The sequence below is a fragment of the Anabaena sp. UHCC 0204 genome (assembly GCF_009711975.1).
GTDB lineage: Bacteria > Cyanobacteriota > Cyanobacteriia > Cyanobacteriales > Nostocaceae > Dolichospermum.
The window spans coordinates 63,669-85,280 of the sequence record NZ_VIKW01000002.1 but is presented as its reverse complement, the minus strand read 5'-3'; the positions used below and the strand labels follow the sequence as shown (position 1 = coordinate 85,280).

Below are 21,612 nucleotides of genomic sequence, written 5' to 3'. Positions count from 1 at the left end.
AATGATTACAGAAATGGGTAAAGTTTATCTAGTTGGTGCTGGTCCTGGAGATGTAGAATATTTAACAGTTAAAGCCTATCGTCTTTTGGGAACTGCTCAAGTATTGGTTTATGATGCTTTAGTTGATAGTCAATTATTAGATTGCGTCCCTGCTGATTGTCTAAAAATAGATGTTGGTAAACGGGGTGGTAAACCCAGCACTTCCCAAACTGAAATTAACGATTTTTTGGTAAAATATTTTTTAGAAGGCAAACAAGTTATTAGACTAAAATCAGGAGATCCTTTTATATTTGGTCGCTGTATTTTAGAAATTGAAGCTTTAAAAAAAGCAGGTTGTGAATTTGAAATCATTCCCGGAATTTCTTCCGCATTAGCAGCACCATTATTAGCCGGAATTCCTCTCACAGATAATGTACTTAGTCGTTGTTTTACAGTCTGTACAGCCCATGAACCAGAAACTTTAAACTGGGAAGCATTAGCAAGCTTAGAAACCTTAGTAATTTTGATGGGAGGAAAAAATTTACCAGAAATAATCCATCAACTGATAAAATATAGAAAATCCTCTTCTACACCCATTGCTATTATCCGTTGGGCTGGAACACCAAACCAACAAATCTGGACAGGAGAATTGGGAAATATCCTCCAACAAACCGCTGGTTTATCTCTCTCTCCCGCAGTCATAGTCATTGGTGAAGTTGTACGATTACGCAATTACCTGTAATCTAAAAAATCTCTTCTTTGCGTCTTTGCGCGAAACCAAAAATTATTAATGCAACAACCGTGAATTATAATCTTTCTCCCCTTGCTGGTAAAACCATCTTAGTTACCCGTTCCGTGGGACAATCAAATCAATTGAGCGATCGCTTAACGGCAGCAGGTGCTAAAGTAATAGAAATGCCAGCTTTAGAAATTGGACCCCCTAGCAGTTGGGAAGCTTTAGATCAAGCAATTTCGGATTTATCATCTTTCAATTGGCTAATTCTCACTTCTAGTAATGGTGTAGAATACTTTTTTAGTAGATTAGAAAAATCTGGTCAAAATAAAAGTGCTTTAGCTGGTGTAAAAATTGCCGTTGTTGGTGAAAAAACCGCCCAAAGTTTGCAAAAACAAAATATTCAACCGGATTTTATTCCTCCTAATTTTGTTGCTGATTCTTTAGTTGAAAACTTTCCCGAATCACTAACAGGTAAAAAGATATTATTTCCCAGAGTTGAAACTGGTGGAAGGGAAGTATTAGTTAAAGAGTTAACCGCAAAAGGTGCAGAAGTAATTGAAGTTCCCGCTTATGAATCTTGCTGTCCTCAAAGTATCCCTGCTGCGGCTGAATATGCCTTGGTTAATAATACCATAGATATTATTACTTTTGCTAGTTCTAAAACAGTGCAATTTTTCTCCCAGTTAACAGCGCATATCTTTACTTACAACCCGGAAAATTTAGCTAGAGTTTGTATCGCTTCTATTGGTCCCCAAACTTCAAAAACTTGTCATTCTGTCTTTGGAAGGGTAGATATTGAAGCGGAAGAATATACTTTGGAAGGTTTAACAAATGCTATAATTAAATATCTAAGAATAACGAACCGCAGAGACGCAGAGAGCGCAGAGACGGAGCAGGAAGAGGTTTAAATATCCTTATTTATAACTAACTAATGAATAAAAACTTAATTGGTTTAACTGGTGGTATTGCGACTGGTAAAAGTACAGTTGCGAATTATTTAGCTACTGCTTACAATTTACCGATTTTAGATGCAGATATTTATGCGAGAGATGCGGTATCTGTCGGTTCTCCTATTCTGTCACAAATTGCTGAAAAATATGGGACAGAAATCATATTACATGATGGTAATTTAAATAGAGCCAAATTAGGAGAAATCATTTTTAATCAACCAGAAGAACGTGATTGGGTAGAAAGTGTAATTCATCCTTATGTGAGAAATTGTTTTGATCAAGCTATTAAGGAATCATCTGCAAATACGTTGATTTTAGTAATTCCCCTATTATTTGAAGCCAATTTAGAAAGCCTAGTTAATCAAATTTGGGTTGTATCTTGTTCAGCACAACAGCAACAACAACGATTAATAGAAAGAAATAATTTAACACCAGAACAAGCAGCAGCAAGAATTAACAGCCAATTACCCATATCTGAAAAAATCGCCCGTGCTGACGTAAATTTAGATAATTCTTCAACTCTAGAATCACTATTACAACAAATAGATCTAGTGATAAGAAAGAGTATTTAAATACCCTCTTTCTTCCTTTGTGGTATTTAGAAGTTATAGCTTAGAAAAAATCAGAAATAAAATATTTACAGAAAAGTACCTATTAAATTCTCATGAATTAAATGTCCTAAATTTGATTATTTCTTCCTAAACACCTCCCATAAGTTCCCAAAAATCAAATACCCGACTGCTTGGAGAAGTCGAGTATGTAAAATGAATGATAATTTTTCGCGTTTTATGGGTTGAGGCTATTGACTTGCGCCAAAAAATATGTTAAAGTTAATCTTGATAAGGAAGAACTATTCTCCTCCCACCACAACATCTCGAATGCGTAAACTTGGACCACCGCAACCGACAGGTAAACCATTTTGTCCACCTTTCCCACAACCCCCGGATTCATCCCAGTAAAAATCATCACCAATGGCTTCGATATCTGCGAGGGTTTGGAAAACGTTACCGGAAAGAGTGACATCCTTGACAGGTTCAGCAATTTTGCCATTTCTAATCATCCAAGCTTCCCCCGCACTGAAAGTGAACATTTCCCCATTCGTCATTCCCCCTAACCAATTTTGAGCAAAAACCCCTTCTTTAATCCCTGTAAATAAATCTGTGACTGGAGTTTTACCACGTTCAATCCAGGTATTCGTCATTCTGACAATGGGGGAAAAGTGATAATTGAGACAACGAGCATTACCTGTGGGTGTTTCTTCTAATTTACCAGCAGTTTCACGGGAATGCAGTCTACCAACTAATACACCATCTTCAATTAATTGCGTAGTCGTTGCAGGTGTACCTTCATCGTCATAAAAATAGCTACCGCGATGTCCTTGGGGTGCAGCACCATCAAATATTTGCAGTTCTTCGGGTCCAAAACGTCTTCCTAAAGTCATAACTTCGAGAATATCCGGGTTTTCATAGGCCATATCTGCTTCGGAAAGATGTCCAAAAGCTTCATGAACAAATAAACCGCTGAGAATAGGATCAATGACGACGGTGTACGTATTACCTTTGACTGATGGTAAAGATAAAGACGTAACCGCTCTTTCGGCTGCACCTTTAACTTGTTTGTCTAAATTAGTTAAGTCTTCATAAGCTTTGCGAGAACCTGTGGTTTCTCTACCAGTTTGGACGGTTTCTCCATTCCTGGCTGTAGCAGCAAAGCGCATTTCCATATCTACCCAGGATTGATCTATGAAAGTCCCTTCTGATGTGACGATAATTACACGCTGGGTGCTGTCATTATAACGTACAGAGGTAGTAGTAATTCGGTGATCAACTGTTTTGAGTAAGTCTGTATAGCGATCGCATAATTCCTTTTTCTGCTTTAATGAAACCTGACGGGGATCAGTACCCAATAGCGGTAATTTACATACAGCTTGTACGGGATCAATCGCTGCGAGTATAGTTTCTTCATCACCCACTATCCGGGCTGCGGCGATCGCTTCTTCTATGCGTTCTTCAATGGTTGCTAATTTATTAAAACTACTTAATCCCCAGCCACCTTTGTAACAAGTGCGAACATGGCCACCAATGGAAATTCCCTCGCTGAGAGTTTCCACTTTATCACCACGCAAAACAATATCTGTTCCCTCTGCTTCTTCCAAGCGAATCATCAAATAATCCACACGGGAAGAGTAACGGGAAATTAAATCTGAGAGGAGATTTTGAACATCAGTAAGTTTAGTTGTCATTTCCGAAATCACTAATAAACAATATTTATTCGTCGTTTTAGTTGTAGAGACATTCCAGGTAACATCTCTACACAATATTTATTTTTTTATTCAAAAACATATTTTTTTGCTACTTTCCAATAACGGGAAAACCGCTGTAAATCAATATATCCATCATATTCAAAAAATGGTTCTACTGACAAAATTTCTAGCTTTATAGAATTATGAATTTGATTACAAATATCATTAAATCTCGGACTGGGGCTATCTGTAGTCACCACTAAATTAGCATTATGTTCTTTCGTAAAATTTAAAATTTCTGCTGCTATATTTCCCCGCCGAATTTCCACAGGTAATTCTAGCAAACATTCATAAATAAAAGTTAGGCGTTTGATACCAATTTGCCATTCAGAAATTAAAACATCATCCCAAACCCAAAGGGCGGGGGCTTGGGGATATTCTTGAAGTGCAGGGTTATGGGGACTTAGACAGTCTCCATTTATCCAAATAACTGGGTTATTCATTATCTTTGCTTATCTATGTGAATAGAAAAATAAATATATAACTATCCTAAATTATAACGGTGATAGTTGATCATTTTCCAGAAACATCAAATCTTTTAAATGCTGATTTTATAAGCATTTTGAGCCTTAACTCCACACATTCTGGTTGTTGTTGCCAATTAATTTTTAATCATTTATGAAAAATCGTAACTATAGATACATACAATTTTAGCAACCGTAGATAACATGATAAAAATATTCCCCTAGCAAAAAAACATCAAGAACCAAAATCATTGTTCTTGTTCATCTTAATAAACAGCAACCCACAGGAGTTTATCTTCCTAAATAATTTATCTGACAAAAATAATCTTTACAGCCTTAACCATCAGGCCAAAACAACTTTATCACAATTCAGGATGACATAACCAAAACTAGTCATACCAATTTGGGATTTTAGATCGGGAACAAAAACAATTTTACAGCAATTTCCCACACTACTAAATATCCGCAGTTAGCGTCATTGTGATATTTCAGCTAAAAAATTAAGGAGTTGATCATGCTTCGACAAATGTGCTGGTTATCTAAGTCTGGCGGCGATGATGAAAAGATTTTACACCTGCAAACTGCACCTGGACAACCTTGGCGGCCTTACACAGCTTTCCCCCAACTTTCAGTTCCAGATTATCGCATTCCTGGCGGTTCTAAGGGTTGGGCAACTTATCAAAAACTCTTGAAAGCAGGTTGGACTTTAGTACCTAGCGCCAGAGGTAGCGAGTTTGGTGCTAGTAGCTATGCAGAGTCAACTGTGCAGCGTTAATAGCCTATAGTACCATCTGGGGAACGCCATCAAGATGATCTCATCCCCAGATCGGTGTATTTGAGCAAGTAAACCCCAAACACCTTAAAATAGATAGGTGTATTTACTTCTGTCTCGAACATTTATATTTATGCCTCCTCGTTGGCCTCGCAAACCAGATCGCAAAGATCCAGATTTCCGTAAACTAGATGATCGCATGAATTTCGCTGTTCATGTCGGTATTTGTGCAACTGTCAATTCCGGGTTGTGGTTTTTCCACATTTTGAAAAATACCACCTGGGAATGGCTACCCGGAGTAACAATTGGTTGGGTGGGAGTATTATTACTGCATCTAATTTACATTGGTGCGATCGCTAATTACAACCCAACGCCACCAAAATCTACCTAAAGAAGGAAGAATCAAGCTAGGGTATTGTAACCTATAGTGGTAGATCAAGCCTAGCTAATTGCGCGATAATATAAAGAAAGGGAACGGGGAATCAGAATTTTATCTCTTCCCCAATTACCAACCCTTCGGCTACGCTCAGGGCAAGTCACAAATTACCAATTACCAAGAGATTATACCTATGGCTAATACTAGTACCACAGAATTATTAGAAGCCCTAGCAGCAGAAATCGGTGAAAGTGTTTATATAGATATTGCGAAATGGCATCTTTATCTATCTGATGCTAAATTGCATACTACTGTTGCTGAAAAATTGTATCCTTTAATTACTGCTAAGGGTATTAGTGAAGACAAAGTTATTGCAGCTTTAGAATCTATTCCTGTAAAAATTGGCGGTGGAAGAAAGGAAATATATTTAATTGATTTATTACCCTTGCAATGCCAAGTTACTTTAGTAGATATTGTCGAAAAATATCAACGAGAAATTTAATATTTTTTCTCTTCCCATTAGTAAATTTACACATTTAAATAATGGAGGGTTATCAATATGTTTTTACAAATCAAAAATAGCCAGGATTTGGTGAAAATAGTTGATATTCAAGAACTATTTGATCCCAATAGTGAGATTGTCCACGGCCAAGATCAAGAAGGACAAGAAGAACAGGAAACGGATATCTATCAAAAAGAAGAAATAGTATTTCCTTCTGGGGAAAAACTACCACGCTGTTGGTTAGATGCCCACTATAGAGAATCTGTAGCAGCTTAATATTAATTACGTAGGGTGAACTAAACCACCCTACATTTATAATGGGTATTAACCCTAGAGATTGAATTTAAGATTAACTAGAAATGCCAGCCAAAGATATTTATCATAATACAGTTAAAGCAGCTTTAGAAAAAGACGGATGGAAAATTACTGATGATCCCTTTAAACTAAAGTGGGGTTTACGAGAATTATTCGTTGATTTAGGGGCAAAAAAATTACTAGCTGCTGAAAAAGCAGAACAGAAAATTATTGTAGAGATTAAAAGTTTTATTAGTCCATCTGCAATCGCTGATTTACAAAATGCACTAGGACAATATCTTTTATATACAGACATTTTGGAAGAAAGTGCAAACGAATATTTATTATATCTAGCTATTCGTGAATCAACATATAAAGAAATTTTTTCTGAACCTATTGGTACGTTAGTTTTGAAAAAACATAAAATCCACTTACTTATTTTTGATCCCAATCAACAGGAGATTATTCAATGGATAGACTAAATGAATATCAACAAATTATTCAAGAAGTATTAAGTGAATATGCTGCAATTCCTTATCACTATAGAGAATTGAAAACAGAATTAATTATTAGTAAAGACGATAAAGATTATTTATTAATAACTTCGGGCTGGGAAAAAAATGTAAGAGTTCATGCTTGTATTGTGCATATCCAAATTATTAATAGTAAAATTTGGATTCAAAGAGATGGAACAGAAGATGGAATTGCAACTGATTTAGTTAATGCTGGTATTCCTAAAGATCAAATTGTTTTAGGTTTTCATCCTTTGGAAATTCGTCCTTATACAGAATATGCTGTAAGTTAAATAAGGGTAAAGCGCATTGCTAAACCCCTACATGAATTTAACTAAACCCCAACTTTTTCTTCTACTGTCACACCTTCAGAACTTTTAGAAAAAGCTTTAGTAATCCAAGATGTGAAAATATGAGAAAGTACACCCATTGGACCAGCAAACAGACACAAAGCTAAAGAGTGAATTGTCCAAATATTGGTTTTTTGTCCTTCCCAATAAATCCATCTACCGACAAATAAATCCATTACCAAAAAATGAATCCAACCTGTAGCAGCAGCAGTTTCATTACTAAAAAACTTGGCTATATCTGCTAATTGAGGATTTGATAAAGCAGCGGCATTTTCTGGGGTAATGCTAATGACAAATAAATACACATAAGCAGCAGCTAAAACCACAAAAGGTAGATAAGATTCCATTACCTTGCGGGTGACATTCCAGTTAGGTAATAAAATCATCAAAGCCCAAAAAGGCAAAACAAAAAGATTGGCAACGTTAAATAAATCTGTGATATTCATATTACAAAGATACTAATTGAGATTCTATTTCTGAAGATTGTAAATTACGACCGATAAAAACTAAACTGGTTTGTTTTGTTTCTTCTACTTTCCAAGGACGATCATAAAATTTATCAAACCTATTTCCTACACCTTGCATAACTAACCGCATGAGTTTATTCTCAACAGCCACAAAACCTTTAATTCGGTAAATTTCTTGTTCTTGTGCCAATTTTTCTAATCTTGCTTGTAGCTTTTCTGGGTCAAATGTCCGGTCTAAAATTACATGAGTTGAGTTAATTTCATCATCATGATCATGGTCTTCTTCTGTGTCATGATGACTAGGACGATCATCTAAATTATCTTCAACTGCGGCTGCAAATCCTAATAAGATAGATGGGTCTAGTTTACCATAATCGCTTTCGACAATTTTCACAACTCTAGGTAATTCATGCTTGACTATTTCTAGGACTTTGGCTTGAGTTTCATCATCAACTAAATCAGTTTTATTCAAAATCACTAAATCAGCACAAGCAAGTTGATCTTCAAACAATTCTTGTAATGGTGTTTCATGTTCTAGACTATCATCTTCTTGTCGTTGGGCAGCGATCGCTTCTAAATCACTAGCAAATGTTCCCGCTGCAACTGCGGCACAATCTACAACTGTAATCACTGCATCTACTGTAGCAGCATTGCGGATTTCTTGCCAACGAAAGGCTTTAATTAAGGGTTTTGGTAATGCTAAACCAGAGGTTTCAATGATAATATAATCAATACTATCTCGGCGTTTAATTAATTCCCGCATTGTGGGATAAAATTCTTCTTGAACCGTGCAGCATAAACAGCCATTTGTCAGTTCAAATATATTGTTATTATTTTGGGTTTCTTGATTTGCTTCTGTTTCATCTTCGGGGCAAATTTGGCAGGATTTCAATAATTCTCCATCTATCCCCAGTTCGCCAAATTCGTTGACTAATACTGCTATGCGTCGTCCTTGGTTGTTTTGGAGGAGGTGACGGATAATGCTGGTTTTACCGCTTCCTAAGAAGCCTGTGATGACGGTAACGGGGATTTTTGTGGCCATGTTTTGTGTGTGGTTTTGAATTCAATTTTACACTATTTCCGTTGTGATGGAAGAATATGGAGTAAATGAACCACGAAGGGACGAAGTACACGTTCGCGAAGCGTCCCGAAGGGATAGGAAGAAAGAAGAAAGGAAGGAAGTTTTAAGAATATCCAATTTCTATCATCTTGAAAAATTCCTGTATGACTTGATCAGGATTGTTATAACATCTTTCAGAATCAAATCTTTCTACAACTTTGATACCGTTTTTTTTGAAAATGCGTTCTCTTTCTTGTTCTTCAACTCTGCGTTCTGCGGTGTGAAATAGTCCATCAACTTCTAAAACTCCCCATTTACCGTTATAACAAATGAGAAAATTAGCTTCTTTATTTTCTCTACCTTTGGGTGTGTTGAATCGTGCTAAGTAGGTAGGTGGGAAAACTTATAACTATGTCATTGCGAGTGGAACGGAGTGGAACGCAGCAATCCCAAGAGTTTTGGGTAATTTACAGTTCGTTACATAGTTGGGTTGATTAGCATCTACCTACTTAAATTCCCAATTGGGTAAGAGGAAACAGGGGGAAGAGACAATATTATGGTTTATTTCCTATACATAGTAAGTTTCCTGAGATTTTTCATATTAGGTATTGAAGAACCTTTGGCGTTAAGTTAACTAGTTTTTTAAATATTTTCTATGACACAATAATTTACAGCACTTCCCGGTGTTATGAGGTACAAGAACCCTTGCTAAGAAATTACCAAAACGATTGGAAATTTGTTTACCTGTTCAATGGTAAATAACTATAACTGTATGTTGGTGACACTCAAATATCTTGGCAATTACTGCTACTTTTCAACCTTTTGCATTTCATCGCCACATCTGCGCTCGGTAAAGGGTTCGTTTACGAACACATCCAGCATGGTGCAGTTCATTATAAGGTCAATTCTTCTTCTGGGTTGAGAATTATACATAGAGGGGCTGGTATAGCACGTTAATTGAATAGCCGTTCTATTTTATATTTAATTACGACCATCTATTTAGTGTGATGCTATGAATAAGAACATTAAATCATACTTTAATAGTATTTCATAAAAGTGGGTAGTTTTTTAAAGATTGTGTAAAGTCAAACATATTCTATTTCGGATATTTCAGTAATAGTGTAATTTATAAGGACATTCAACACCGAACAATTAACTAACTACTATGTTTCTAAAATTTTCAGTCGCTGCTTTAACCCTTATCACCTTCGCCTCGATTGCTGATGTTAAATCAGCACAAGCATCTGGCCTCATTAATGGTGGATTTGAGACTCCTGGTACTCCTTATCAACAACCTGGAACCTTTTCTTTTAGAAATGAAAGTGATGTTCTTGGATGGGAGACAACTGACTCTCAAAATAAAATTGAGATTTGGGGAACAGGTTTTAACGGAGTGTCTGCTGCTGAAGGAACTCAATTTGCTGAGTTAAATGCTAATAGTGCTTCTACCCTGTCTCAGGTTGTCAGTGGTATTGCTTCTGGGTTGGAGGTTGGATTTGAATTTTTCCATCGAGCCAGAGTCGGTACTGACGTTATGAACCTAACTATTACTGACTTGGGACTAGACAACATATTTGGTAGTTCAGATGATACTAGCTTGTTCACCAAAAACTACTCTGCTACCACAGCAGCATGGGTACAAAATACCAATGCAGGTGAAGCTCCCATTATAACCCTGGGTAATAATCTACGTTTTGCTTATTCAGCAATTTCCACTGGTTCTGGTAATGCATCAGTTGGTAATTTTCTTGATGGAGTTAGTTTCGGAGTAGGAGTAGGAGCAGTTAATAGTCCTCAAAGTGTTCCTGAACCTGCTTCCATGTTGGGCTTGTTAGCTTTTGGTGCTTTGGGTGCAACTTCCCTGAAGCATAAACAAAAAGAAAAGGTGTAAGCATCCAATTCTCATGCTCAGGCTTTTAACATTTTATTAATAACAAAATATTTCAACCATTTTGTTATTAATAAATCGCCAAAAGCTTTTTTAAATAAAGAGTTGAAATTTCGCCTTTCCGAAAGTGACGAAAGAGGGATAGCAAATCTCCTACTCGCAAGGGTTTTAGCTCTTTACTTTTATTATATAGCAATCCTATTGGAATTACAATACTATTGCCAATTTTCCTAAATAGGTCTGAAACCCAATCAAATCGTGACGATATCAATAGGGTTTCAGGGTTTTGGCAATAGTATTGAATTATGAACGGATTTTTTTTAACTAACCGCAGAATATCGCGCTTCTATACCTGATGGTTATAACTCCCAAGTTTTATTTGATGATGAACATGGACGTTATCTAGTGTTAGATATTGGTTGGAATGATGATCAATATCTACATACCACACCTATTCATGTAGATTTAATTGATAATAAAATTTGGATTCAATATGATGATACAGAAGAAGGTATTGCTAATGATTTTATAGCAGCAGGTGTTCCTACACAGGATATTGTACTTGGTTTTCGTCATCCTAAAATCAGACAATATACAAACTTTGCTGTTAGTTAGTACATCATTTTCGCCTGATTTACTTTTTAATTTTTTTCTTGTGATTTATTTTCTGGAGAAAAATTTGATACTATCTATAAATAGACTGTAACTCATATTTTTATGACTCAAGTAAACCTAGACTTACCCCCAGAAGTATTTTCTGCTCGTCGTCTTTCTCCAAATGATTTTGTGCGCGATATGCGCCTAGCAGCAGCTATATATTGGTATCAAAAAAATGAAATCTCTCAAGAAAAAGCCGCACAGATAGCTGGATTAAACCGCCGTGATTTTATTGCAGCCCTTACCCGTGAAGAAATAGATGTGTTTTCTGTAGACTTTGATGATTTACAACAAGAGTTAAATCGTGGTTGAACAATTACTGAGTGAAGCTATCAAACCAGCAATTAATACCTCACCCTTGATTTTTTTGACATCTGAAATGTATCTATCTCAGAAAGTTATCAATCAAGCACTGGCATTGGTGGGAGAATAAATAACAATATTATCTGTATCTCTGATTTCAAGAAAGTTGGCGAACTTCTCGCACAAGTTCACAAATTTCTTCTGTTGTTAAAGGATGAGTATCACTTAATTCTTCTCTTCTTTTTCTTAATTCCTGCCAATCAAATTTAGGAGCTTTTTCTTGTTTGATAGCATCTGTAACAGTATGGGTGGAAATAGTAAATTCTGCTTTAGTCATAAAATTATAATTCTTTGTAATTTTTCATTCTCAAAAAGCTTAATACTATTATAGGGCAGCGACTATAGTTAATCACTGCCCCATAAATGTGTTCTCTATCTAAAGACTTGCTTACGCAGGCATCAAGACTGTATCAATAACATGAATAACACCGTTATCAGCAGCAACATCTGGTGTTGCAACCTTAGCATTATTGATCTTGACACCATTGGAAGCGTCAATTTTTACATCTGAACCTTGTACAGTAGTAGCTGATTTGAGCTTAACTACATCTGCTGCGAGAACCTTACCTGAAACAACATGATACGTCAGGATTTTCTTGAGCTTGGGAATATCATTCAGTAAAGCATCTAGCGTACCTGCTGGAAGTTTAGCAAATGCCTCATCAGTAGGCGCAAAAACTGTAAATGGTCCAGGACCTTTGAGAGTATCAACTAACCCAGCAGCCTGAACCGCAGTAACTAAGGTGTTAAAAGAGCCAGCGTTTGCAGCGGTATCAACAATGTCAGCCATGTTTTCTCACTAATTTCTTTACATTTCCTGACAAATCTAAACTTTTTTAGGCTGGATTGTATCTATCCTTAGATATGTGCCTAAACTCAATTTGTTGATAACAATGTTGAGTTGATAAAATGTAACTTTTTATTCACCAAATAGTTGAGCTAAAAGCTATGGTTTATTCCCTAATAAAATCTATATGAGCAGCTACAAGCATCTGTGCTTGTCTTAAAACGTTGCTAAATAAATAAGTAGGAATTTGCCAAGCTGCTACTGTTCTTTCTTTAGTAATATCCTGTACGCTAATTGCTATTAATTCATACTCTGATGGCTCTTCTTCAACTGTACTAGACCAAGTAAAAGCTAATAAAAAATCGTCATGTCCAGGCAAAGATGCAACCAAGCACTCTTCTGGAACTGCTTGGCAATTAATCCCGTGTTCATTTGCAAGTGTTACTAATTTCTGGAACTTCTTGGAACTCATCATTTCTCTTGTGCGTTGTATCAACAGCAGCTATAGCAATCCAAATTCAGATATGAGAAAATACGGAAATTAAAAGTATATATTTATAACTATTTCACGCGTCTTCTCTCTCCAGAAGGATTTAAAATTGCTATATTATCAAATTTCCTCGCGGGGTGTGCAAGAATTTCGGCTGCTGAATGAAAAAATTTAGGGGTAATCTCCCTCCGGTTGCTTTCATGCACAGAAAACAATCACAGGGAAATTACCCCTATATAATTCGACATTCGTTAATTATAGCTGTGACAATGAAAGGTTTTTCACACTGTCACCTAATTACTCAGCAGTCACCAATTCAGTGCTACCTTTAGCACGCTTCCGGGTTAAGGTGTTGAAAACCATAATCCCGATCGCTTTAATCAAATTACCTTCTAATTCCTGGAACATCTTCATATTCACACCAAAAGCAGCATTTGCTTCTTCTACAATGCGATCGCCTGTAGCATCATCAATAGCCATTTCATCCAAATTCTGCCGATACTGAGATTTAAATGCCTTTTCATCGGTAATATCTGCAAATTCATAAAAAGCAGTCCCTTCACCTTCACCCAGCTTCATCGCTGTGACTGCAATACCTTTAAGAATTTGCCCACCCGATAAATCACCTAGATAACGGGTATAAGAATGAGCAATTAATAATTCTGGTTCAGTAGCGGAAATCTCCCGAATCCGGTTTACATAAGCCGCACCCGCAGAAGATAATTTGATTTCCTCGCGCCAGTTGTAACCATAGTAGTAAGTTAAGTCTTGCTCTAAGGTATGCTTGCGGTTAAGTTGCGGAAAATAAATTTTACTGAGAATTGGGTGATGCTTATGTTTTTCCATCTCCTCTTCCATAGCCGAGTAGATGAAATAAAAATTAGCAACCAATTTGCGGTAGGAGTGTTTCTCTACAACTCCTTTTAAAAAACACTTGACAAAACCTACGTTTTCTGCCATAGTGTGTGCTTTCTTCGTACCTACACGTAATTTGCTTGCTAAATTGCTGCTCATATTAAAATTCTCAACTGTAAAAAAATTAACTGTTGGAGTTTTTTGTTCACAATGATTAAAAAACCCCATTAAAACGTTACATTAGAACTATTTGATGAGAATTTATATTAAAAATCATTAAGTAAAGAGTGGATTTGGTGTTTCACCACCGTCGAGAATGATTGAAGAAAGTGCTATTCTCCTGTGTGATTGTGTGGAGTGTTTAAAATTATGGTTTCATCAATGGCTCGGACTCAAGGCTATACTTCGGGATTGGTAACAGAAGTTGATAATAATTGGATGTTAAATTCCATACCATTACCAACCAATCCTTTATTCGGTACAGATGGTATTCGTGGTCAAGTGGGAGAATTGCTAAATGCACCTTTAGCCTTACAGGTGGGTTTTTGGGCGGGGATTGTCTTACGTAGTCATGTTACTCATCCAGGACCAATTATCCTGGGACAAGACTCCCGCAACTCCAGCGATATGTTAGCCATGGCCTTGAGTGCTGGATTAACCGCCGCCGGTTTAGAAGTGTGGTATTTAGGATTATGTCCGACACCTTGCGTAGCCTATCTGGCCAGCATTACTAATGCTATTGGCGGAATGATGATTTCCGCCAGCCACAATCCCCCAGAAGACAATGGTATTAAAATATTTGATGCTGATGGTGGGAAGTTGTCTCAAGCCCTACAAAGCGAAATTGAGGCGGGACTCAGAGGTAAATTATCTCCAGATTTTACTATAAAGAATTGCGGTAGACATTATTTACGCCCAGAATTAATCAAAAAATATAGCCAAGCCATTCAAACACCTTTAGAATCTGGAATCAATCTCCAGGGGATGAAGATTGTTTTAGATTTAGCTTGGGGTGCAGCCGTGGGTTTAGCACCAGCGGTATTTACAGAAATGGGTGCGGAAGTTATTTGTTTACATAATGAAGCAGATGGCGATCGCATTAACGTTAATTGCGGTTCTACACACTTAGATATTCTCCAAGCCGCCGTCAAAGAACACCAAGCGGATATGGGTTTTGCTTTTGATGGCGATGCAGATCGGGTTTTAGCTGTGGATAATACGGGTAGACCAGTTAACGGTGATTACATTCTTTACCTTTGGGGTCGTCATTTACAACAACGGCAACAACTACCAGATAACCTGATAGTTTCCACAGTCATGGCTAACTTAGGTTTTGAACGAGCTTGGCAACAATTAGGCGGTAAATTAATTCGTACTGCTGTAGGTGATCAATATGTCCACGCCGAAATGCGGAAAACTGGGGGAATGTTAGGGGGAGAACAATCAGGACACATCCTTTGTAGTCATTATGCCATGACTGGAGATGGCTTATTAACAGCCTTGCATATTGCCGCCGTGGTGAAAGAAGCAAATCTCTCATTGGGAGAAATGGTAGATCAAAGTTTCCAAACCTACCCCCAAATATTACGGAATGTGCGAGTATTAGATCGTGAGCGGCGCTTAGGATGGGAAAATTGTCAACCAGTCCAAAAGGCGATCGCTAAAGCCGAAGCTGCAATGGGTGATAATGGCAGAATCCTTGTCCGTGCCTCTGGTACAGAACCTGTAATTAGAGTCATGGTAGAAGCAGCTAACCCTGAACTTGTCAACCATTGGACAAATGAACTAGTCTCACAAGTTCAAGAACATCTGGCATAAAAACGCAGGAGGTAGGAGTCAGGAGACTGTAACATGGCAAAACTGAAAAAATCCCCCAAATCGAAAAAACAGTCGCAAGTAGAGACTCCTACTCTTAGCCTTAAAGAACAATTAGCCCAAAAACGTCAAGCCGCAAAAGCCCGCAAAGAATTTATCAGCATCTTGAGTACGACTGTAGGATGCGCTTTATTTTTAGGAATGATAATTTTTTTCGTAAGCGGAGTGAAATTAGCCGTTCCCGCTGCTTTAGGAATCATCGTTCTCACTCTTTCCTACAAATACCCCCGTCCTGCTCTATATGCCTTTATCATTTACCTACCCTTTGCCGGCACAATAATCTATATGTTGGGGAATAGTCCCATAATGCAATTAGCCAAGGATGCTTTTTATGTTCCTGCTCTAATTTCTATATGGCAAACTTATAAAAAACAGAATAAACCCTTTGTAATTCCTAAAGCCATTAAAACCCCCCTGCTCATTCTCTGGATTTGCTGTTTATTAACATTAGTTTTTATCAACGGTGGACAGCAATTCGCTCCACCCGATATTACACCACTGTTGGGTGCAAAACCACCGACGGAAATGCCCATAGGACTGGGAATTTTAGGGTTAAAAGTATTTATGGGTTACATACCCCTAATTACTTGTGCATATTATTTAATTCGCAATAAACGGGATTTTCTGCTGTTAACCCGGCTTCAGATTGTCCTGATACTAGTCTGTTGCGTGCTAGGATTTATTCAATACATATTATTAATAACTGGCGTATGTAAAGGAACAACAGAATTAGAGGGAGCAGCCTTATTTAAAGCCACCCTAGAAGCTCGATGTTATTTTGGCGGGGCGCTAGTATATAGTCCTCAACAAGGAGTAATTCGTCTTCCAGGCACTTTTGTCGCCCCTTGGCAATGGGCATGGTTTTTAATTTCTAGCACTTTTTTCACCTTTGCAACTGGTTTTAGTGATCCCTCTGTTCTCTGGAGATTGATCAGTTTAGGTTCTTTAGCATTAGTTTTTGTCAATGCAGTTATTTCTGGACAGAGAATTGCCTTAGCCCTAGTCCCAGTTTGCTTCATATTGCTACTATTATTAACCGGTCAAATTGGTAATCTTAAACGGTTTATTCCCTTGGGTGGTGGACTGGCTTTAATTTTAGGCATAGCCATGGCCACTAATCCCGTCGTTGTTCAAGAAAGGTTGGATAGTTTTACCACTCGCTGGGAAGCTTCACCACCGCAAGCATTTATTGTGGCTCAATTTGAAGAGAATTGGAAAAATGTAGATACCCCTATCGGTTCTGGTTTAGGTAGAGCTACTAATTCCGCTCGTGTCTTAGGTGAGACTAAACTCGTAGAAACTTATTACCCCAAAGTCTTGTATGAAGTTGGCATTGTTGGTGTATTGGTATTTCTAGCTTTAGTTACTGCCTTAACAGTCAGTGCCTTTAAGACATATAGAGGACTTAAAAACCGTGTATTCCGCATTTATGGGGCTTCTATGGCAACTTTTGTCCTATTTATCAGCTACAATACTTACTATTATCCTTTAGATGTTGATCCCGTGGCTGTTTATTATTGGTTTTTTGCAGGACTAATATTTAAATTACCAGAACTTGACCGACAAGAAACAGAAGATATTAACTCTCAAGCACCTGAAGAAAAAAAGCGAATGAAAATAAGAAAGTAGTTAAGTTATTATCAAAGAAATAAATACTAAAAATATGCTTAATTATCCTTTGGTTTCAGTCATCATCCCCACCTACAAAAGAGAACAACTCCTTTGTGATAGTATTATAGATGTCTTAAAACAAGATTATCCCAACTTTGAAATTTTGGTGGTAGATCAAACTAAAACCCACGAACCAGAAACGCAAACTTTTCTAAAAGAAATGGCTGCCACAGGTAAAATTAAGTTATTTAATTTAGATTGGGCAAGTTTACCAGGAGCGCGAAATTATGCGATCAAAAGATCAGCAGGTGAGATCATATTGTTTATTGATGATGATGTGCAGTTACGTCCAGAATTTTTAACCAGTCATGTCAATAATTATCTGGAAAATCCAGAAATTGGGGCTGTAGCTGGACGGGTTTTAGATAGAGAAAAACTAGCTACATCTGGGGGGAAACTAGAAATTGAATATTTACCACCAGCAGCAATTGATCCTGCACTTTTTTTATATCATCTTGATTTAGTTCATACTATTAAACCTCAGCAAGTTTTAACTGCTAGAGGCTGTAATATGTCTTTTCGACAAGAAGTATTTACTAAATACAATTTGAGGTTTGATGAAAGATTTCGCGGGAATGCAATTCGAGAAGAATCAGATTTTTGTTTGCAATTTAGAAAGACAGGATATAAAATTTGGTATGATCCAGAGGCTTATTTGGTGCATTTAGGTGAAGAAAGCGGCGGTTGTCATAATATTAGTACCCAATCTCTTGAGTATCAGCTAAATTTCTACCATAATCATTTTTTATTATGTTTGAAAAACTTGACTTTTTCTCAAATTGTACGGTTTTGTTTTCGGATATTTGATTGCCATGTTCTCGGAAATCCACCTTGTAATAAAAGCGGTTCTCCTATTAAAGTTTTATCTCGCAGTTTTTTCTACTTTTTAGGTTTTTTGAAAGCTTTAGCGACTATCATTCAATCAATCTGGAACAATGGACAAATTTATAGCAAGTTAGATCAATATTCTTGAAACTGACAAAAAATGAAAATCTTACATATTGTTCCTTCTATTTCTCTGATTTATGGTGGTCCTAGTCAAATGGTATTAGGATTAGCCCCTGCATTGGTAAAAGCAGGTGTAGAAGTTACTATTCTGACGACAGATAGTAATGGTGATTCTGGACAAAAACCTTTAGATGTTCCTTTAAATCAACCAATCAAACAAGATGGTTATGAACTAATTTATTTTCGGTGTTCCCCATTTCGCAGATATAAGTTTTCTTTAGATTTATTGAAATGGTTAAAAAATCATGCTAAGGAGTTTGATATTGCCCATATTCATGCTTTATTTTCTCCTGTTAGTAGTGCGGCTGCGATAGTCTGTCGTCAACATAAACTACCGTATATTTTACGCCCTTTAGGAACTCTAGATCCGGCTGATTTACAAAAGAAAAAACAATTAAAACAGCTTTATGTTCAACTGATAGAACGTGGTAATTTAGCTGGTGCAGCCGCAATTCATTTTACTAGTGTTCAAGAGTCCAAAATCTCTGCTCGATTTGGTGTCAAAACTAAAGATTTAGTGATTCCTTTGGGTGTGATTCCTCCCCAATCAAATGGGAGTAGCTTAGTCAATCAATGGAATATTCCCAATGATAAACCTTTGATTTTATTTATGTCGCGTATTGATCCTAAAAAAGGGTTAGAATTATTAATTCCGGCATTAGAGAAATTATTAATAGCAGGTTTTGATTTTCATTTTGTTTTAGCAGGGACAAATCCCCAAGATCCCAGTTATGAGGATAAAATTAAATCACAAATTGCTAATTCACCTTTAAAATCCCAGACAACAATTACAGGGTTTGTGACGGGAGAAGCAAAAAGAAGTTTATTGCAAGCTGCGGATTTATTTGTGTTACCTTCTTATTACGAAAATTTTGGGATTGCTGTCGCTGAAGCAATGGTAGCAGGAACACCAGTGGTTATTTCTGACCAAGTGCATATATATCAGCAAGTGTTAGATAGTGAATCTGGTTGGGTGGGAACTACTGATGTAAATTCAATTGTAAATTTATTAAAAACAGCTTTGGCAAATCCTGAAGAACTTCAACAGCGGGGATTAAATGCCCAAAGATACGCTCTAGAAAATTTTAGCTGGGATGCGATCGCCCTGCAAATGATTCAAGCATATCAACAAATTATCACGTCTAATTAGCTGGCTTGTCCTCTAATGTTTTTTTGTAGTATATTTTTATCAATTTCATCGCTGGCATTTCCACAGTAAATGTTAATATACTGGCAATTACAACTGCTATTGCTGCTTTGAGGATAACAGCAATTTCTGAGGGTAAAACATCAAAGCTAGATTTTAATAACCAACCAACTTGGATATGAATTAGATATAAACTATAAGATATACTTCCTAAAAAAATAAATGGTTTGATGGCTAAAATCTTTAACTTATCAGCAATTGCTAAGTAAATAATTATCATAAAGATTGTAAATAGAATAAAAACATACAAATGTGCATCCCCAGCATAATCAAAAGCTTTAGCTACAATACATAATCCTATGATCAAAAATCTATACCCAGAAAATCCCATGATTTTAATTTGATATAGCATAATTCCCGCGATAAAAAAAACTGCTCGACCTTGCATAAGGATAAAATTTATTTTGATGAAATCCTTGAAAAAGCCGATAATGTTGATAGCACTCAAGGAAAGAGGAGGAAAGTTAAATGTACTAATTAAACTAGGATATATAAAATTAAAACTATTTATTTGATAATGTTCCAGAGAATAATTTAATATATGATTCGCATTTCCTGCTAAATTGCCTTTGGCAACATCTATTAAAATAATGACTATCCAGCAGCCACAAATAAAATCTATATACTTAACTGCTTTGAGTTTATATATTATTAACATAATGATATAAAAACATATTTCTAGAGTTAAAGTCCAATAAACAATATTTACCGACTTACCACCAATGAAATCTTGCAAGAGGAAAAAATTACAAAGAATATCATATATTTTTTCAGTTCTTGGTTCAGCCATTCTCAAAATATTGGTGATTAAAACAGTCGTGATCACGGAAATAAGATATACTGGATATAACCGCGAAAATCGCCCCACAATAAAATCCAGACTTCTATTAATACGTTTAATACTAATTAAAATTACAAATCCACTAATAATAAAGAAAATTTGCACACATTGTTCGAGATAAGTAAAATTATTATAAAAATGACTATCAGCCCATTTATAGGAACTAGCATAATGAAATAAAACAATACCCAGAGCAGCTATTCCCCGAATTGCATCAACTTCTAGCATCCTATTCATATTTTTCATATCTTATGTACTTCTCCGGTGAATTATTGAGTACAGCTGCGTAATAGCTTATCTCAGTAATTCTATCACACTCCATAGAGAGGATATTATAGGAATTCCTATCTGCTCTATAGTTACTTCTCGATAAATTCTGTGAGAATAGTTAAAATCTTGTTGCCAACAGCGACAGCCCAATGCCATAATCTTCCTTCTGTGTGATCATGTCACAGTAGAATATAGATGTCTTTTTAGAATACAGGGAATCTTGCATGACTCTTCGTCTTGGTGATACAGTACCTAACTTTACTCAAGCCTCTACCCATGGGGAAATTGACTTTTACACATGGGCTGGTGATAGCTGGGTAGTGCTATTCTCTCACCCTGCTGACTTTACACCAGTTTGCACAACCGAACTAGGAACTGTTGCAAAACTAAAACCAGAATTTGACAAACGCAACGTTAAGGCGATCGCTCTGAGCGTTGATGATGTAGAATCTCACAAGGGCTGGGTGGGCGATATTGAAGAAACCCAAAGCACCACTCTCAATTACCCAATTTTGGCAGATCCAGATCGTAAAGTTTCCGAACTTTATGATATGATTCACCCCAACGCTGCGGCTACAGTGACAGTGCGTTCCGTCTTTGTTATTGACAACAATAAAAAACTGCGTCTTTCTTTCACCTATCCTCCCAGCACCGGACGCAATTTTGATGAAATTTTGCGAGTCATTGATTCTCTGCAATTAACTGATAATTATAGTGTTGCTACTCCAGCCGACTGGAAAGATGGTGAAGATGTTGTCATTGTTCCATCTTTGAAAGATCCTGAAGTCCTCAAAGCCAAATTCCCCAAAGGTTATCAAGAAATTAAACCTTATTTGCGGATGACACCTCAACCTAACAAGTAAATTGACCAAAAATATGGGGTATAAGCCTCATTCCTTCGACAAGCTCAAGACAAGCTTTCTAGGACGGCTCGAT

26 protein-coding genes and 1 pseudogene are annotated in these 21,612 nt (G+C 36.7%); 17 read left to right on the top strand and 10 right to left on the bottom strand.

Annotation, left to right across the window (positions count from 1 at the left end):
• The first annotated feature begins 1 nt into the window (after position 1).
• Together cobA and coaE are read left to right on the top strand one after the other, a co-directional pair.
• Positions 2 to 1,623 (top strand): annotated as a pseudogene (gene cobA / locus FJR04_RS26565) (uroporphyrinogen-III C-methyltransferase).
• A gap of 23 nt (positions 1,624 to 1,646) precedes the next feature.
• Positions 1,647 to 2,237, top strand: coding sequence for a dephospho-CoA kinase (gene coaE / locus FJR04_RS01935; protein WP_168491316.1), 591 nt, complete (start codon positions 1,647 to 1,649; stop codon positions 2,235 to 2,237).
• Between the two features lie 278 nt (positions 2,238 to 2,515).
• Here coaE and FJR04_RS01930 read toward each other — a convergent pair whose 3' ends face one another.
• Entirely contained in the window at positions 2,516 to 3,907 is a 1,392-nt protein-coding gene (locus tag FJR04_RS01930; protein WP_168491314.1) for a TldD/PmbA family protein, read from the bottom strand.
• A gap of 86 nt (positions 3,908 to 3,993) precedes the next feature.
• Complete coding sequence (locus FJR04_RS01925; protein WP_168491312.1) at positions 3,994 to 4,410, bottom strand: deoxyribodipyrimidine photo-lyase; 417 nt, start codon at positions 4,408 to 4,410, stop codon at positions 3,994 to 3,996.
• Between the two features lie 535 nt (positions 4,411 to 4,945).
• Here FJR04_RS01925 and FJR04_RS01920 point away from each other — a divergent pair.
• The 6 genes from FJR04_RS01920 (at position 4,946) to FJR04_RS01895 (ending at position 7,180) form a co-directional block, all read left to right on the top strand.
• Positions 4,946 to 5,206: a hypothetical protein gene (locus FJR04_RS01920; protein WP_168491310.1), complete on the top strand. Its 261-nt coding sequence runs from the start codon at positions 4,946 to 4,948 to the stop codon at positions 5,204 to 5,206.
• Between the two features lie 130 nt (positions 5,207 to 5,336).
• Positions 5,337 to 5,594 carry a hypothetical protein gene (locus FJR04_RS01915; RefSeq protein WP_168491309.1) on the top strand — a complete coding sequence of 86 codons (258 nt, stop codon included), beginning with the start codon at positions 5,337 to 5,339 and terminating at the stop codon, positions 5,592 to 5,594.
• Positions 5,595 to 5,772: 178 nt separating this feature from the next.
• Positions 5,773 to 6,081 (top strand): DUF3181 family protein, encoded by a 309-nt coding sequence (locus FJR04_RS01910; protein ID WP_168491307.1) that lies wholly within the window; start codon positions 5,773 to 5,775, stop codon positions 6,079 to 6,081.
• 57 nt (positions 6,082 to 6,138) lie between these two features.
• On the top strand, positions 6,139 to 6,357 hold the full coding sequence (locus tag FJR04_RS01905) for an acetyltransferase (protein WP_168491305.1): 219 nt from the start codon (positions 6,139 to 6,141) through the stop codon (positions 6,355 to 6,357).
• A gap of 83 nt (positions 6,358 to 6,440) precedes the next feature.
• Positions 6,441 to 6,857, top strand: a complete 417-nt coding sequence (locus tag FJR04_RS01900) for a XisH family protein (RefSeq protein ID WP_168491304.1) — start codon at positions 6,441 to 6,443, stop codon at positions 6,855 to 6,857.
• A complete protein-coding gene (locus tag FJR04_RS01895; protein ID WP_168491302.1) occupies positions 6,845 to 7,180 on the top strand; it encodes a XisI protein in 336 nt (111 codons plus the stop codon). The genes FJR04_RS01900 and FJR04_RS01895 overlap by 13 nt, the downstream gene beginning before the upstream one ends.
• A 41-nt stretch (positions 7,181 to 7,221) precedes the next feature.
• On the opposite strand, the gene FJR04_RS01890 is transcribed toward FJR04_RS01895, so the two are convergent.
• The 3 genes from FJR04_RS01890 to FJR04_RS01880 all read right to left on the bottom strand — a co-directional run bounded on the left by FJR04_RS01890 (position 7,222) and on the right by FJR04_RS01880 (position 9,095).
• Positions 7,222 to 7,683 (bottom strand): ABA4-like family protein, encoded by a 462-nt coding sequence (locus FJR04_RS01890; protein ID WP_168491300.1) that lies wholly within the window; start codon positions 7,681 to 7,683, stop codon positions 7,222 to 7,224.
• A 1-nt stretch (position 7,684) separates the two neighbouring features.
• Positions 7,685 to 8,746 carry a cobalamin biosynthesis protein CobW gene (gene cobW / locus FJR04_RS01885; protein WP_168491298.1) on the bottom strand — a complete coding sequence of 354 codons (1,062 nt, stop codon included), beginning with the start codon at positions 8,744 to 8,746 and terminating at the stop codon, positions 7,685 to 7,687.
• A 142-nt stretch (positions 8,747 to 8,888) separates the two neighbouring features.
• A complete protein-coding gene (locus tag FJR04_RS01880) occupies positions 8,889 to 9,095 on the bottom strand; it encodes a DUF559 domain-containing protein (protein WP_168491652.1) in 207 nt (68 codons plus the stop codon).
• A gap of 834 nt (positions 9,096 to 9,929) precedes the next feature.
• Here FJR04_RS01880 and FJR04_RS01875 point away from each other — a divergent pair.
• From FJR04_RS01875 to FJR04_RS26435, 4 genes are all read left to right on the top strand, one after another.
• Complete coding sequence (locus tag FJR04_RS01875; RefSeq protein WP_168491296.1) at positions 9,930 to 10,655, top strand: PEP-CTERM sorting domain-containing protein; 726 nt, start codon at positions 9,930 to 9,932, stop codon at positions 10,653 to 10,655.
• A 345-nt stretch (positions 10,656 to 11,000) separates the two neighbouring features.
• Positions 11,001 to 11,267, top strand: coding sequence for a XisI protein (locus FJR04_RS01870; protein ID WP_168491650.1), 267 nt, complete (start codon positions 11,001 to 11,003; stop codon positions 11,265 to 11,267).
• A 102-nt stretch (positions 11,268 to 11,369) separates the two neighbouring features.
• Positions 11,370 to 11,621, top strand: a complete 252-nt coding sequence (locus FJR04_RS01865) for a UPF0175 family protein (protein ID WP_168491294.1) — start codon at positions 11,370 to 11,372, stop codon at positions 11,619 to 11,621.
• Positions 11,614 to 11,742, top strand: a complete 129-nt coding sequence (locus FJR04_RS26435) for a hypothetical protein (RefSeq protein ID WP_256366786.1) — start codon at positions 11,614 to 11,616, stop codon at positions 11,740 to 11,742. Before FJR04_RS01865 ends, FJR04_RS26435 begins: the two co-directional genes overlap by 8 nt.
• A gap of 27 nt (positions 11,743 to 11,769) precedes the next feature.
• Here FJR04_RS26435 and FJR04_RS01860 read toward each other — a convergent pair whose 3' ends face one another.
• The 4 genes from FJR04_RS01860 to FJR04_RS01845 form a co-directional block, all read right to left on the bottom strand.
• Positions 11,770 to 11,949, bottom strand: coding sequence for a hypothetical protein (locus FJR04_RS01860; protein ID WP_168491292.1), 180 nt, complete (start codon positions 11,947 to 11,949; stop codon positions 11,770 to 11,772).
• A 111-nt stretch (positions 11,950 to 12,060) separates the two neighbouring features.
• Positions 12,061 to 12,462 (bottom strand): fasciclin domain-containing protein, encoded by a 402-nt coding sequence (locus FJR04_RS01855; protein ID WP_168491290.1) that lies wholly within the window; start codon positions 12,460 to 12,462, stop codon positions 12,061 to 12,063.
• A 163-nt stretch (positions 12,463 to 12,625) separates the two neighbouring features.
• Complete coding sequence (locus tag FJR04_RS01850) at positions 12,626 to 12,934, bottom strand: hypothetical protein (protein ID WP_168491288.1); 309 nt, start codon at positions 12,932 to 12,934, stop codon at positions 12,626 to 12,628.
• 312 nt (positions 12,935 to 13,246) lie between these two features.
• Positions 13,247 to 13,963, bottom strand: coding sequence for a heme oxygenase (biliverdin-producing) (locus FJR04_RS01845; protein WP_168491286.1), 717 nt, complete (start codon positions 13,961 to 13,963; stop codon positions 13,247 to 13,249).
• Positions 13,964 to 14,173: 210 nt separating this feature from the next.
• Here FJR04_RS01845 and glmM point away from each other — a divergent pair, with 210 nt between their 5' ends.
• From glmM to hpsP, 4 genes are read left to right on the top strand one after another with little or no spacing between them, the layout of a single operon-like run.
• Positions 14,174 to 15,622, top strand: coding sequence for a phosphoglucosamine mutase (gene glmM / locus FJR04_RS01840; protein WP_168491284.1), 1,449 nt, complete (start codon positions 14,174 to 14,176; stop codon positions 15,620 to 15,622).
• 33 nt (positions 15,623 to 15,655) lie between these two features.
• Complete coding sequence (gene hpsL / locus FJR04_RS01835) at positions 15,656 to 17,308, top strand: hormogonium polysaccharide biosynthesis protein HpsL (RefSeq protein WP_168491282.1); 1,653 nt, start codon at positions 15,656 to 15,658, stop codon at positions 17,306 to 17,308.
• 34 nt (positions 17,309 to 17,342) lie between these two features.
• On the top strand, positions 17,343 to 18,323 hold the full coding sequence (hpsN, locus tag FJR04_RS01830) for a hormogonium polysaccharide biosynthesis glycosyltransferase HpsN (protein ID WP_168491281.1): 981 nt from the start codon (positions 17,343 to 17,345) through the stop codon (positions 18,321 to 18,323).
• 12 nt (positions 18,324 to 18,335) lie between these two features.
• Positions 18,336 to 19,508: a hormogonium polysaccharide biosynthesis glycosyltransferase HpsP gene (gene hpsP / locus FJR04_RS01825; RefSeq protein ID WP_168491279.1), complete on the top strand. Its 1,173-nt coding sequence runs from the start codon at positions 18,336 to 18,338 to the stop codon at positions 19,506 to 19,508.
• Here the strand turns inward: hpsP and FJR04_RS01820 are convergent.
• Entirely contained in the window at positions 19,501 to 20,652 is a 1,152-nt protein-coding gene (locus tag FJR04_RS01820) for an acyltransferase (RefSeq protein WP_168491277.1), read from the bottom strand. The two genes, hpsP and FJR04_RS01820, sit on opposite strands and share 8 nt — an antisense overlap.
• 248 nt (positions 20,653 to 20,900) lie before the next feature.
• Between FJR04_RS01820 and FJR04_RS01815 the strand changes: the two genes are divergently transcribed.
• Complete coding sequence (locus FJR04_RS01815; protein ID WP_168491275.1) at positions 20,901 to 21,539, top strand: peroxiredoxin; 639 nt, start codon at positions 20,901 to 20,903, stop codon at positions 21,537 to 21,539.
• Positions 21,540 to 21,612: the final 73 nt, after the last annotated feature.